The 12612-nt window shown below is 47.8% G+C and carries 15 protein-coding genes and 1 rRNA gene; 7 read left to right on the top strand and 9 right to left on the bottom strand.

Going from position 1 to position 12612, the window contains the following annotated elements; all coding sequences use genetic code 11:
- Positions 1 to 71: 71 nt before the first annotated feature.
- From IQ217_RS15325 to IQ217_RS15315, 3 genes are all read right to left on the bottom strand, one after another.
- Positions 72 to 2126 (bottom strand): FAD-dependent oxidoreductase, encoded by a 2055-nt coding sequence (locus IQ217_RS15325; RefSeq protein ID WP_194020612.1) that lies wholly within the window; start codon positions 2124 to 2126, stop codon positions 72 to 74.
- 96 nt (positions 2127 to 2222) lie between these two features.
- On the bottom strand, positions 2223 to 2774 hold the full coding sequence (locus IQ217_RS15320; RefSeq protein ID WP_194020611.1) for a DUF2808 domain-containing protein: 552 nt from the start codon (positions 2772 to 2774) through the stop codon (positions 2223 to 2225).
- A 282-nt stretch (positions 2775 to 3056) separates the two neighbouring features.
- Positions 3057 to 4058, bottom strand: coding sequence for a ribose-phosphate pyrophosphokinase (locus tag IQ217_RS15315; protein ID WP_194020610.1), 1002 nt, complete (start codon positions 4056 to 4058; stop codon positions 3057 to 3059).
- A 174-nt stretch (positions 4059 to 4232) separates the two neighbouring features.
- Between IQ217_RS15315 and bioD the strand changes: the two genes are divergently transcribed.
- Positions 4233 to 4946 carry a dethiobiotin synthase gene (bioD, locus tag IQ217_RS15310; RefSeq protein ID WP_194020609.1) on the top strand — a complete coding sequence of 238 codons (714 nt, stop codon included), beginning with the start codon at positions 4233 to 4235 and terminating at the stop codon, positions 4944 to 4946.
- Positions 4947 to 5125: 179 nt separating this feature from the next.
- Here the strand turns inward: bioD and IQ217_RS15305 are convergent, their stop codons facing one another.
- Positions 5126 to 5812, bottom strand: a complete 687-nt coding sequence (locus IQ217_RS15305; protein ID WP_194020608.1) for a response regulator transcription factor — start codon at positions 5810 to 5812, stop codon at positions 5126 to 5128.
- Between the two features lie 273 nt (positions 5813 to 6085).
- On the opposite strand from IQ217_RS15305, the gene IQ217_RS15300 reads away from it, so the two are divergent.
- Positions 6086 to 6373, top strand: coding sequence for a DUF433 domain-containing protein (locus tag IQ217_RS15300; RefSeq protein ID WP_194020607.1), 288 nt, complete (start codon positions 6086 to 6088; stop codon positions 6371 to 6373).
- Between the two features lie 118 nt (positions 6374 to 6491).
- Here the strand turns inward: IQ217_RS15300 and IQ217_RS15295 are convergent, their stop codons facing one another.
- Positions 6492 to 6929: a PIN domain-containing protein gene (locus IQ217_RS15295; RefSeq protein ID WP_194020606.1), complete on the bottom strand. Its 438-nt coding sequence runs from the start codon at positions 6927 to 6929 to the stop codon at positions 6492 to 6494.
- 412 nt (positions 6930 to 7341) lie between these two features.
- Between IQ217_RS15295 and IQ217_RS15290 the strand changes: the two genes are divergently transcribed.
- The 3 genes from IQ217_RS15290 (at position 7342) to IQ217_RS19045 (ending at position 9069) form a co-directional block, all read left to right on the top strand.
- Complete coding sequence (locus IQ217_RS15290) at positions 7342 to 7857, top strand: hypothetical protein (RefSeq protein ID WP_194020605.1); 516 nt, start codon at positions 7342 to 7344, stop codon at positions 7855 to 7857.
- A 66-nt stretch (positions 7858 to 7923) separates the two neighbouring features.
- Entirely contained in the window at positions 7924 to 8697 is a 774-nt protein-coding gene (locus IQ217_RS15285; RefSeq protein WP_194020604.1) for a fimbrial biogenesis chaperone, read from the top strand.
- A gap of 66 nt (positions 8698 to 8763) precedes the next feature.
- A complete protein-coding gene (locus tag IQ217_RS19045; protein WP_228024165.1) occupies positions 8764 to 9069 on the top strand; it encodes a hypothetical protein in 306 nt (101 codons plus the stop codon).
- Positions 9070 to 9073: 4 nt separating this feature from the next.
- On the opposite strand, the gene IQ217_RS15275 is transcribed toward IQ217_RS19045, so the two are convergent.
- Positions 9074 to 9544, bottom strand: coding sequence for a GNAT family N-acetyltransferase (locus tag IQ217_RS15275; RefSeq protein WP_194020603.1), 471 nt, complete (start codon positions 9542 to 9544; stop codon positions 9074 to 9076).
- A gap of 69 nt (positions 9545 to 9613) precedes the next feature.
- Between IQ217_RS15275 and IQ217_RS19530 the strand changes: the two genes are divergently transcribed.
- The gene (locus tag IQ217_RS19530) at positions 9614 to 9841 is read left to right on the top strand and encodes an IS1/IS1595 family N-terminal zinc-binding domain-containing protein (protein ID WP_420826698.1); all 228 of its coding nucleotides are present in this window, start codon (positions 9614 to 9616) and stop codon (positions 9839 to 9841) included.
- Positions 9842 to 10216: 375 nt separating this feature from the next.
- On the opposite strand, the gene IQ217_RS15270 is transcribed toward IQ217_RS19530, so the two are convergent.
- On the bottom strand, positions 10217 to 11131 hold the full coding sequence (locus IQ217_RS15270) for a Sll0314/Alr1548 family TPR repeat-containing protein (RefSeq protein ID WP_228024164.1): 915 nt from the start codon (positions 11129 to 11131) through the stop codon (positions 10217 to 10219).
- Between the two features lie 201 nt (positions 11132 to 11332).
- On the opposite strand from IQ217_RS15270, the gene IQ217_RS15265 reads away from it, so the two are divergent.
- On the top strand, positions 11333 to 11965 hold the full coding sequence (locus IQ217_RS15265; protein ID WP_194020601.1) for an ABC transporter ATP-binding protein: 633 nt from the start codon (positions 11333 to 11335) through the stop codon (positions 11963 to 11965).
- Positions 11966 to 12064: 99 nt separating this feature from the next.
- On the opposite strand, the gene rpsU is transcribed toward IQ217_RS15265, so the two are convergent.
- The gene (rpsU, locus tag IQ217_RS15260) at positions 12065 to 12247 is read right to left on the bottom strand and encodes a 30S ribosomal protein S21 (RefSeq protein WP_010873397.1); all 183 of its coding nucleotides are present in this window, start codon (positions 12245 to 12247) and stop codon (positions 12065 to 12067) included.
- 242 nt (positions 12248 to 12489) lie between these two features.
- A 5S ribosomal RNA gene (gene rrf, locus IQ217_RS15255) occupies positions 12490 to 12607 on the bottom strand.
- Between the last annotated feature and the right edge of the window lie 5 nt (positions 12608 to 12612).

Genomic DNA, 12612 nt, shown 5'->3' with positions numbered 1-12612 from the left:
AAGCGGGGCTAGGAGATTAATCCCCTTTACAAACAGGCTCCAATCCAATAAACGTCAACCCAAAGAACTCCTTACTTCCAATTTTCAAAGCTAGTGAAAATAGAAGTATTAGGGAAAGCTGTCGGGTTACCCGTATCTTCAATTTTGCGCCGTAACTGCAACAATTTTGGATTAGCAATTAAAGCAGTTTGGTTCACCAATTGATAGGGTAAATAATCGTTTTGCAACGCATCCGCCGCCACAATACCCGCCGCCGCCCCGGAAGACCACTCAAAGGAATGAACTCGGTAGGCCGCCGCCGCAATGTGACTAGTGGCAATGGTTTTTCCCACCACCAATAAATTATCAATGCGCTGGGGAATCATGGCCCGCAGGGGAATTTGGAACGGATAGGAAGGGGTATGGGCTTGTCGCTCCCCCGGCCGCTCAATGTTACCGGGTTTTTCCACTGGATATTCCAAATAGCAGGGGTGGAAATCAATGTTGTAATGGCCAATGCCCACAGAATCCGGGTACATGGTGGCCCGCTGACGACGCTCCACGGCATCGGGAGCAAGGGTACCATCCAGCACGTCTAAACCATCAATGCCCGCTAGCTCGGCATGTAAACGACGGTAATCCCGGGGAGAAAGATTTTCCCGATAAAAATCGTCCTTAAAGTTCTGGCGGGAAATGTCTGTTTCATTGATTTCAAAACCGTTGGGATAAATAAAATCTGGCCGCCCAATAATCCTGCGCCCTTCCCGAATATAGGGAAACTTAGAAAGGCCATGCTCCGTACCCATGGGACTATCCAGCCCCGTCAGCAAACGGTTATTAGGATTGGGCTTTTTGACGTTGTTCCCTAATTTGGCATCGGTGGTACCCGCCACTAACCAATGGTAAAAACCCAGGGCAATTTTTTCCCCATTGGCTAGGCTTTCCGTCCGCAAGCCTCCCAACCATCCCCCCGGTTCCAATTGTCCCGTTTGTTGTAGCTGCTCCCTGGTGTAAACAAAATTGTCCCTAGGGGTACCAGGGGTGTAGTCATTACCTGGTAACCAGTTTTGCATGGAAATTTCCCCCGGCCGGGCGGGACTGACCCCAAAGCGATTTTTCGGTTGATTAGGGGTGGCGGGCTCAAAAATTCCTAGGCCATCTGGACTCCAAATACGTCGATAAGTAAACAACGCATCGAAATCAAACCGGGATTGGTCGTAGCTGTAATAGGGGATAAATCTTTGGTAAAAGTCCGGTTCTGGCTGGGGTTGGGGCTCCGCAGTGGCCTCCATCGCAAAGGTGTAGGTAAAGCCCTGGGTACAGTAAGCAAAACCTTCCACACTAGAGGAAGAGGGGTCTAGGTAGGTGCGGGGATCCACTCCCACTCGATAGGGCACATCAGCCAGGGCAATTAATTCCCCCGTTTCCGTAGCTTCCACCACCAACCATGGGGCTCTTCTACCCTGGTTAGTCTGGGGAGGATTGAAGTTAATAATGGTTTTGGTTAATTGTTCTGAATCTTCGTAACGGTAACTATCTTCAATGGTCTGGGACAGCAGTTTGGTATTCAGAGGCGGAGCATTGGGGGCCGGTTGGTGCTGAATGGCGATCGCCTGGATGATTTCCTGTCCCTCTTCCCCTGGGGCGGTGGGGGCCAAAACTAATTCTTTAATGACCGTGTTGGGGAACCATTGCAGGGTGCCTTGGCCTTGCTTTTCTGCATCCTCTAGCATTGCCATCAAAATGTCATGGCCATCTTTGGGGAGGAAACAAGCAGAACGGCTTACCCAACATTTGCCTGGATTTTGCACACCGTAAAAATCTTTGATCCGTTGCCTGAGTTCTAGATAGCCCCGGGGATAAAATAGCTTGTCTGTTTGGGTAGGTCGCTCATCGAGGGCGGCGGTGCCCTGGGACGTGAGTTGCCCCCCCACCCAATCCGTTAATTCCGTCATGCAAACGGTTTTTCCGGCCAACAGACCTTCATAGGCCGTGGCTGTGCCGGCCAATCCACCGCCCACCACCAAAATTTCACACTCCACCGTTTTATCCATCGGCCTGGGAGGAGAAGCTTGACCAGGGGCGATCGGCCAGGAAAAAATTGCCAGAAAAATAGCCGCAACGGTTCGGCGGCAATGGGTAGTCATGGAAATTCTCGCTACTCAATACAGTTGACGAAAACCAGAGCCATTCTCTGGCTAAAGCGTAAAGATAGACAGTTTATACGGATAAAAGGTAAGTAACTAGCGATTGATGCTCACAATCCAAGTGCCCAAATAAACTCGGACAGGGATATCGCCCGATACCATGGCATCAGCCACCATATAGTAGGTTCCTAAGCTGGGGTTAGTAACATTGGAAAGGGTAATGGTCACCTGGCTGTTGGGTTCTGCTGGTTCCGCTAGGACAATTTGCAGAAAGCGACTTTCTTTGTCCCAAACCACATCTTCGATGTCAATGTTACCCTGGCGTTTAGTTTCCACCCGGACTTTCTCGACATCGAAAGTACCATCAAAATTTTCGGGGTAGGAAACGTATAAAACCTTTGCCCCCTGGGTCATTTTCTTGGCGGGGATATAGAGTTTGTAGCGGTCCCTTTGGCCAGAACGACCGTTAAATTGTAGGTAGTAATCCAGAATATCACTACGATTATCCACCCCACTAAAAATAGTGAACCCAGAGTTACCTTGGGCAAAACTGATGGCGGGTAAACCCATTACTAGAACGCCACTCAGGGAGAGGAAGGCAAAGAGTTTTTGGCGGAATTTGAATCGGGAAGATCTGGGCATGGACATGGCTTGGCCTCCGAGGAAATTTGAGATGGAAGTGGGGCATGTTCAGGGGCAATCTGTTTAAGACAACTTAATTGCCAAAATTGCAGAATTTGACAAAACAGACCCCAGGGAAATAGTTAGGCAATAATTGCATCACCCAACTACCAGCATAGCCAAAGACAAGGGTGAACCAAGGCGGCATTAACTGCAAATTGCTTAACCAAGACTATCATCCAGCCCAAGCTTTGGCCAGCCTAGCTATCCAGCTTTGCCATTGTCCACAAAAAAACTAAAAACCTATTCCTAGCGGAACATACTGCTGACGGAGCTTTCTTCATGGATGCGCCAAATCGCTTCCCCAATTAAATTGGCCACTGAAAGAATAGTCAGTTGGGGAAAATGGTGATCGCCAGGCACAGGAATTGTATTGGTGACAATTACTTCCTCAAACAAACCACCGGAAAGACGATTAATGGCCGGCTCGGAGAAAACGGCATGGGTGGCACAGGCATAGACCTGGCGAGCGCCCTGGGCCCGCAGCAAACGGGAGCCTTCCGACAAAGTACCAGCGGTGTCGATCATGTCATCCACCAGCACGGCGGTTTTGCCATCCACATCACCGATTAGATTTAATACTTCGGCCACATTATGGCTCTGACGACGTTTATCAATGATGGCGAGGGGAGCGTCGTTTAATTTTTTGGCAAAGGCCCGGGCCCGAGCTACCCCTCCCACGTCCGGGGAAACCACCACCAAGTCGCTTAGTTGCTTATTTTTTAAGTAGTCAATAATGACGGGGGAACCGTACATATGGTCACAGGGAATGTCAAAGTAACCCTGGATCTGGGCAGAGTGGAGGTCCATGGCCAATACCCGTTGGGCACCGGCACCGGTAATAAGGTTAGCGACTAACTTGGCTGAGATGGATTCCCGACCAGCGGTTTTACGATCCGCCCGGGCATAACCGTAGTAGGGCAACACCGCAGTGATCTGGCGGGCCGAGGCCCGACGACAGGCATCGATCATGATCAACAATTCCATCAAGTTATCGTTGACCGGATGGCAGCAGGGTTGAATGAGGTAAACGTCACCGCCCCGAATGGACTCCTGGATTTGGATGTAGAGTTCGCCATCGGCAAACCGTTTCCGCAACATGGGGCCGATGTCCATGCCCAAATAACGGGCTACTTCTTGGGATAAAGATGGGTTGGATGATCCGGAAAAAAGACGTAAGCGATTGTTGTCAGATAAGGCAGACAGCATCGATTGACGTGTTAAAGTAGCGATACGGCTCACGGCAGACACTTTACCCCCATGTCAAGGCAGATTACTGGTGTTCCCCCTAGTCTTATGCCCGGAAGCTAACCGAGGGGATTCCGATCCAATCATAGCGGATTCTTCCCTCGCCAATCCCTTTAGGTTTTGCAAAACTTAAATTAACTGCCACTTTCACTTTTCCCCCTCGGTTTTTGCTACCCCATGTCCCATTCTTTCCGAGCCGTTGACCAAAAAACTTTATTAGTTGTGGGTTGCGATACCGGGGTGGGCAAAACGGTAACTACTTCTGCCCTGGCGGCCTACTGGCAAAAGTATCGTGGCCATGAGTCCTTGGGATTGATGAAGTTAATGCAGACGGGGTTGGGAGATGACGAGCTTTACCAACAACTCTTTAGCCATCTGACCCACTGGGATGTGGTGACGCCGCTAAAATTTACCGCTCCCCTAGCTCCTCCCCTGGCCGCTGACCAAGAAGGGAAAACCATTGATTTAGGGGTAGTCTGGCAGACTCTACAGGCAATGCAAAAGAACCATGGTCATGTGTTGGTGGAGGCCCTGGGCAGTTTAGGTTCCCCCGTTACCCATGAGCTGACAGTGGCAGATATAGCGGCTCTGTGGCGCTTGGAAACCATTTTGGTGGTGCCGGTGCAACTGGGGGCCATGGGCCAGGCGATCGCCCAGGTAGCATTAGCAAGACAAACTAAGGTGAAACTGAAGGGGCTGGTGCTCAGTTGTGCTAGCCCGGAGGCAGAGGTCAAGGTAGAAGACTGGGCCACTCCAGCTATGTTGGCATCCTTTACCCATTTGCCGGTTTTGGGGGTTGTGCCCTATCTAAGCGATTCTGAGCGGGAGAGCTTACCCCATTTAGCGGAGGTAACGGCCGGGTTCGACCTGGAAAAATTAGCCTATTTTTGACATGGGTTAGAGAGCTAAAAAGTCGCGATGAGTTGGTAATCTGTAATGCCGATCGCCGATCTGACCCCAGAAATTATCATTGCTTGGTTTGCAAAGGATGCCCAAAGAAAATGGGAACAGGGGGCAGAAAAGCCGGTGCTGGATTGGTAGGCCCCAAACCATTTCCATCAAAACACTTTCTAAGTTAGGTAGCCTTCCCGTAACCCGGCGATCGCCGCTGAGGTTCTGTCCCTGGCGTTGAGCTTACGCATAATGGTCTGCACATATTCCCGCACTGTGGAGCTGGCTAGATGTAATTCTTGGCCAATTTCGCTGTTGGTTTTGCCTTCCGCCACTAATCGTAAAATCGTCACTTCCCGCTGGGTCAATTCGTCCTTCTGGGCTTTCCGATAATCGGCGATCGCCTGGAGGCGACTATCAATGTAGGTTTTGCCCTGGAGTAAGCATTCCACGGCCAAGTTAATTTCCCCATTACCCAAACTAGACTCCAAAAAGATGGCATCGGCCCCCAACTGCTGAGCTTCTTCCACAATGGCCGCATGGTCATTCAACAGTAACAATAAGCACTGCGGCGATCGGGCATGGGCTTTGAGCTGTTTCAACAGGTCTAAACCGGAACCGTCTTCTAACCGTTGGCAAATGATCACCACCACTGGCTCTGGTTGCTGTTCAAAGTAAGCCAGGGCTTCGCTTTGCAGGGTAAAAATTTTGACTTTCTTCTTGTTTTGCCTGTGGGAGGAAATGCGGGCAACGGTTACGGCAAATAGGCGGGGATACAGGCAGGCAATAACGTTAAAGTGATTCACCAGGAGCTGAAACAGGTCATACCTGGCATTAAAAACGAGGGAATCGGGATCAAATTCCATGGATGGTTAGGTAACGGCGGGGTTTTGATGCCAAAAGCTCTTTCCCCGTGACGAAGTGGGACGCTAGGGAGACATTCCCTAATCCTGGCATAAGAATGTTGACTTGTTGTTGTCCATGGGCTTGGGTTGGGGTCAAGGTAGAATCGATGGTGTCATATACCAGGGCTATTCTTGTTAAAAGGAGCAACAACGGGATAGCGACAATGGCCGTGAATGCTGGCAGTCTGGTGTTGTTTCTACCGCCGTTGATGTTTTTTTAAAACTATTATCCCCATGAAACTTGAACGGATCACCATTAACCCCAATCAAATGAATGGTCAACCCTGTATTCGGGGACAGCGTTTGACGGTGAAAAGGGTAATCGATTTACTTGCTACCTATCCAGACCGCCATGAACTCTACCAGGAATTTCCCGAATTGGAAGAGGAGGATATTCGACAGGCTTTGGCCTATGTTTCAGCTTGTTGGGAAGATGCTCGTCGGGCCTCAAACTCTAAAATATCTGTGGCCAACGATTCTACCGTTTCACATTTGAACAGTTCGTCCCGCGTTTTTAAATAATCTCCCTGATCTGATTGCCATCGGGAAAGCAATAGAGCCAGTTTTGATGGGGGAAGTTTCTGTTCCAGAATTAGTAAGGCTTCTTCTACCACATCTTGTTCCTTGGGGATCTTGAGATTCATCGCTCTCCCTCTGTTAATAATAAAATGAAGCTTACTGGATTTAGGGCTTTGACTTTTCCATGATAACGACGGAGCAATCGATCATCACAGGCTAAAAAATAATCACATCCACCCTTTTCTGCGCTGGCCATGTGCAAGGCATCAATGGATTTCACTCCCATTTGCTCTAAGGATTGCCCCCTAGCCACAATCTCTTCATCCATGGGCACATAGCTTTTGGCTAGGGCTAAACACTGCTGTACCCAACGTTGTCTTGGTGGATAGGGATTTTTCTGAGCTTCAAACTCTAAGACTGCCGAGTTGAGCAATTCGACCTCTTCTGTTTCCACCAGTTGCAAAATCATCCTCAGAGCTTGGGTCTCTAAGGCAATCCTTGCCTGGGTTTGATCGTCAAAAACCCGATTCAACACGCTAGTGTCTAGATAAAGTTTCACGGTATGGACTTTTAAACGTTGGTCAATATTGTAAGCGTCAACATCCCGAAGAGGAACAAGGACAGTAACCAGGGCTTGGTTAACACAACTTCACAATTCCCTCCAGAAGAAACTGCAAAGAATTGATGAAAAAGCTATTATTTTGCAGGAAAAAGGCATAATGATCTGGATTATAGGGGGTATGTGATCCAAGTCACAACTAGGGAGTGATTAGGCGCAACACTTTTCTTTGTTTATGTAGGTTTTGTTACAAAAAATCGTATTTATACGGAGCAGTAGAAAACCCAACTTTAGTGAAAGTCCAGTGTTAGTGCGAATACGCACACATCGCCATTTCCATACAATAAAGGAGTAAAGAAAAAAACAACATTCATTTCCCAAGACCAAGGTCACGGGATGGAGGCGACAAATTATGTTCACTAAATTCAATCAAGTTCTTCTAGCTTCTGGTTTGGTTATTGGTTCCGCTGTAATGTTAAGTCCCGCCGCTTTTGCTCAGACGAGTGATGGTGGTGAAGTAACTGGTAACATTGCAGCAGTACAAACTGTTGATTTCATCCCTCAAGTTTCGGTTGCGGTTACAGCGAATTTAGCAAATCAAACTCTCCCGTTTGGTACACTTGAGGCAGAGAGCAATGTCACTTGGGATATGGAGGTCAAAAGTGCCAATGCAGGTTTGTTGGAGCATATCGATGACCCAACTCAAACAATTTCCTACGAACTTGAAGTTGCTCAGGTTACAGATCTTGGTACTAGTGCAGGTTTTGTAACTTTTATCAATCCAAATACCGATTACCCGGTCTATGACGGTGGGACAAATTCGACTGGGTTGACGACAACTAATGTTAATCTGAAACTTGGTAACACTACTAGCAAAAAAGCTGGTAACTATACTGACAACATCACTTTTACCATTTCTCCTCAGTGAGACTAATTTCTTCCGGGGGGAGGCTAAATCATCTAAGCTTCCCCAAGGTAATTTAAGGATGAAATTATGAACAAGTTTCTAGGTTCCCTGGTTTTTTCCTTGTCTACAGTTCTGGGTATTACCCTTGCTCAACAGCCCTGTTTGGCTGGGGGAGCCTTTCAGCTTTCCCCTGCTGTTGTCAAGTTTTCCCCTTCAGGTGGGGGGGCAACTCAATCCTTCATCATAACCAGTACAGGGGATGAGCCGGTTGCAATTCAAATGGATGTTGTGACAAGGGCTATGACTCTAGATGGTTCTGAAGTAAACCAGGATAGTAGTGATGATTTCATTATCTATCCTCCCCAAATCATCGTTCCTCCAGGAACCCAACAAGCAGTCCGAGTAACCTGGATTGGAGAACCAAATCCATCCAAGGAACTTGCCTATCGTTTGGTGGCAGAACAGTTACCAGTTAACCTCTCGCAAATAGTGTCGGTAGATGAGGAAACTGGAGCTACAGTGAATATAACAGTTACCCTCCGTTATCTCTCCTCCGTTTACATCACTCCTCCTAATACATCAGCCAAAGTAGTTGTGGAGAGTGCCGCTCACGAAAAGTCTGATAACGGTCAAGATTCCCTCGTGGTCGTACTAGACAACCAGGGCACTGCTCACAGACTTTTAGACGGGGTAGGACTTAGGGTGTCATCCAGCAATGGTGAGAGTGTCACTCTAGAACAAGAGCAACTTAAAGGGTTACTAGGAGAAAATATGCTTGCCGAAACTAAACGCCGCTTTGTTCTGCCCTGGCCCAAAGAATTACCCGTTGGCCCTGTTACTGCCACCTTTACCACCAACTAATTGCTAGCCGATCGCCGGGAGAGACTGCGTATGGGGCATCCCTAGCTTCGGCTCGGAGGTGTTCCCATGCGCTTATTTATTTTTTCCCTTAGTCTGGCAATTACCTTGAGTCCTACCTTGGCCATGGCTGAAACGGTCAATACCACCGTGGTTATCCCCAAGCCGGCCAAAAATTTGGTGCTCAAACCCAACGCCACCGAAGGCTATGCCCAAACTATGCGTGAACCGAGGGCCCCCACCGCTCCAGGGCCAAAGGTTGACCAAATTTCGCCTCCAGCGATCACCTTCCGGGGGAAAGGCATTGATTGCTCCCCTCCTTCGGAAGCCTTTTTCCAACAACAATCATCGGCAAAGGTAACTGAACTAAATTAGCGCATTAGTCACCCATGGGTTTAGAAACACGCAAAATCATACCGATGTGTTCTATGCCATGGTCATCATAGGGATCACCAATCTTTGTAAAACCAAATTCTGCATAAAACTTGGTGAGGTGAGCCTGGGCTGAAATCCGCACATCCGAGTTTGGATACTCCTGCAAGCTTTTCTGGATGCAGGCTTCGACAATTTTCTTGCCAGCGCCCATTCCCCTGATGGCTTTACTCGTGAGAACGCGGCCAAAAGATGGTTCCGGGTATCTAGTATTAGGAAAATTCAGTCGTGCGTAGGCCACTAATTTTTGATCCTTGGTGCGACCAAACAAGTGCCATGATTGCTTATCCAACTGATCAGGGTCTAAATATAAACATCTCTGCTCTACCACAAACACATCCTGTCGTAGGGCAAGCATTGCGTGCATTTCTTCCCCAGAAATATCACTAAACTGTTGCCAAGACCAATTAATTTCCATGGCGACGCTTTTTGGTAGTGCTTAAGGAGTAAGGATAAAAGCTAAAATTGTGAGCAATGCTAGTCCCTCATACTTGATTGTCCCAGTTGCCAGTCTATCAAGGTGGTCAAAAATGGTCGCCCTCATGACGGCAAGCAAAATCATAAATGCTGTGACTGCGGTTGCCAGTTTCTAGAACATTCCCAGCAGAAAATTATCTCTCAAGAAACCAAAAATCTCATTGATAGACTTCTTCTCAAAAAGATTTCTTTAGCTGGTATCGCCCGTTTCTGCGATGTTTCAGGGCCTTGGTTATAACAATCTGTCAATCAAAAATACGAAACCTTACTCCAGCAAGTAAAAGCCTCTTCAAAAAAAGGGCGATTAACGATTCAATGTGATGAGATGTGGTCATTTGTAGGGAATAAACAACAAAAGTATTGAATTTAGCTGGCCCTAGATGTTGAAACCCATGAGGTTGAAACCCATGAGATTGTGGGGGACCGTTCTGAAATAGGGGCAAACCAGCTATGGGCATCATTGCCTGACTTCTATCGTCAGTGCGCTGTAGCTCATACGGATCTTCTGACAAGCCTACAGCAAGGTGTTTCCCAGCAAGAGACATCAGCCAGTGGGAAAAGAAATGAGGAAAACCAACACTATAGGGATAGGATTACACAATACTCTCCTGCTTTAGAAACCCTTCAGACTAGGATTTTGCGCTAATTTTTGAATTTCATCTACCACTGCATTGTTTTCATGGTTAAGTTGAACCACCAATGCCCGGGATAGTTGATCCTGCTTTTCTAGGGCCAGTGCGTAGTATTGCTGGGCCTGTTGAAGTTTGCCTAAATCCATACTGCGGCGGCCCTCATTACGCAAAAACTGCCCTTTTAAGTATTGCAATTCAGGATTATCTGGGGTGATGGCCAGCGCCCGGTCAATATTAGCCATGGCAAGGTCATACTTCTCCAAATCTCGATAGGTAGTGGCTAGGGCACGGTAACGAAGATAATCAGGTGCCGCATACTGCTCAAAACGACCAATCACCTGTTCCGATTGGCTGAAGGGGGTATAACGGGACAAGAACAGATCTAAGTAACCCCGCAAAAGATTAAGTTCCGGATCGTTGGGATTAATGGCGGAGGCTTTGTCTAAATGTTCGAATACCGTACCTGTTTTGCCTACAGCTTGTAAGTAACTACCCTTTTTAAGCAGATAACTACCCTCTAGAAAATGACCTACAGCAATGTATAGGTTACCCCGTAAGGGATCGCTGGCGGCCAAGCGCTGGGCAGACTCTAGGGTTTGCTGGGCATACTTCCTCATTCCCTCCATGTCATTGGCGTCGTAGGCAAAGGAAGCCTGCATGGCATAAACCAACGGCTCATTGGGTTCGACTTGAAGAGCCACAGCTAAAATTTCTTCTGCCCCTCGATAATTCCCATCGCGGAAAATTGCTTCAAAAGCAGCTTCTGTTTGGTCGCCAATGTTATGGGGATTGCTGGGGCGAAAGGGATCCCCTGCCCAAGCGGTGCCACCAACTATCAGGACTCCTAATAGGGATTGGGTCAAGACTTGGGCCCAACGATTACGAATCAAATTCATCGGAGTAAAACGGGTGAGGGAAGCCAACATAGTCGAGTGTATCTACAAGGAGAACAGGAAGGAGCAATGGCAAAACCAAGAAAATTAGGCTAATCGAGCTAAAATTCTAGGAAATTGTGATTGCCATAATATCTAGCTTTTGGCGGAACTGGCAGGGCAAACTATGATCTGCCAGGGAGATTGCGTTTCAATTTTATCCATATGCTGTATTTAAACGACGTTTGCTACCATCCGCCCGCCGCTTTGCATCCCATTCTAAAAGATATCAATTTAGAATTAGCGCCCCAACAACTCGGTTTAATAATTGGCCCTAGTGGCTCTGGTAAAACTACTCTGTTAGAAATTCTTTCTGGTCTAGCGGAACCGACCGGCGGCCATATCCGTTGGCAAACCCAGGAGTTAACGCCTCTGCACCTCCAGCAGTTATGTGGTTTAGTGTTTCAGTTTCCGGAACGTCATTTCTGCGGCGGCACATTGCTAGAGGAATTGCGCTTGGGCCATCCGGAAGTTCCCCGCAGCCGTATTGCAGAAACCCTTCAAGAGGTAGGCCTTGGTCACTGCCCTTGGAATTTGTCGCCCCAGGCCCTTAGTGGTGGTCAACAAAGACGACTCTCTTTAGCAGTGCAATTAATTCGTCAACCTAATATCCTTCTCCTCGACGAACCCACCGCTGGCTTAGATTGGTCGATGCGTCAACAATTGACCAGTCTACTGACTAAATTAAAGGGCCATTGGGGCCTCCTGGTTGTGACTCACGATCCAGGCGAACTAACGGCGATCGCCGATCAATGTTGGCGTTTGGAGAAGGGAAGCCTAACTCCCCAAACCCCCTGAAATATGATTAAGAAAAACAAAAACCCCCTCGGTTATATGAAAACCGAAGAAGTTTCTAGAAGATGAAAGTATATTTGTAATCTCAGCAGCGACAACTAACTAACGACGGCGGGAACGCTGTCTTCTGCGGGTTGCTTCCTTGCGTTTATGTTTTTCCTGCGGCGTTTCAAAAAATTGATGCTTTTTGAAATCTGTATAGATGCCAGCTTTAGCAACTTGGCGTTTAAAGCGGCGTAGCGCGGATTCAATGGGTTCGTTTTGACCTACAACAACTTGAGTCATCTGAGAGTTTTAAACCTCCTGGGTTAACAACAAAAGGGGGCTAGGGGAATAACTAGCTGAGAATTTCTACAAAGCCAAATTAGGCTTCTACCAATTCTATCATTCCCCTCGCTGACAATCTTCCTCAGCCCACGCCGGAGAACAAATTGCCATCATCACTAAAAATAGAATCTTAAATTTGAGTTTAAGATAGCCAAAAGCCCCCCAAGTAGAATGGGGAGCCTTAAATCAAAGAAAGAGGAACTTGGCATCGGACTATTGTGCCGTGGGGCAACCCCCAGAGTATCGTCGCCGCTGTCACATTTCACAACCGAGTGCGGGATGGGATCGGAGTGGTTCCATGACGCTAAAGACACCAAGAAAGA

Source organism: Synechocystis salina LEGE 00031 (genome assembly GCF_015207985.1).
GTDB lineage: Bacteria > Cyanobacteriota > Cyanobacteriia > Cyanobacteriales > Microcystaceae > Synechocystis > Synechocystis salina.
The sequence above is the reverse complement of the archived record's forward strand: the minus strand, read 5'-3'. Positions and strand labels throughout refer to the sequence as shown.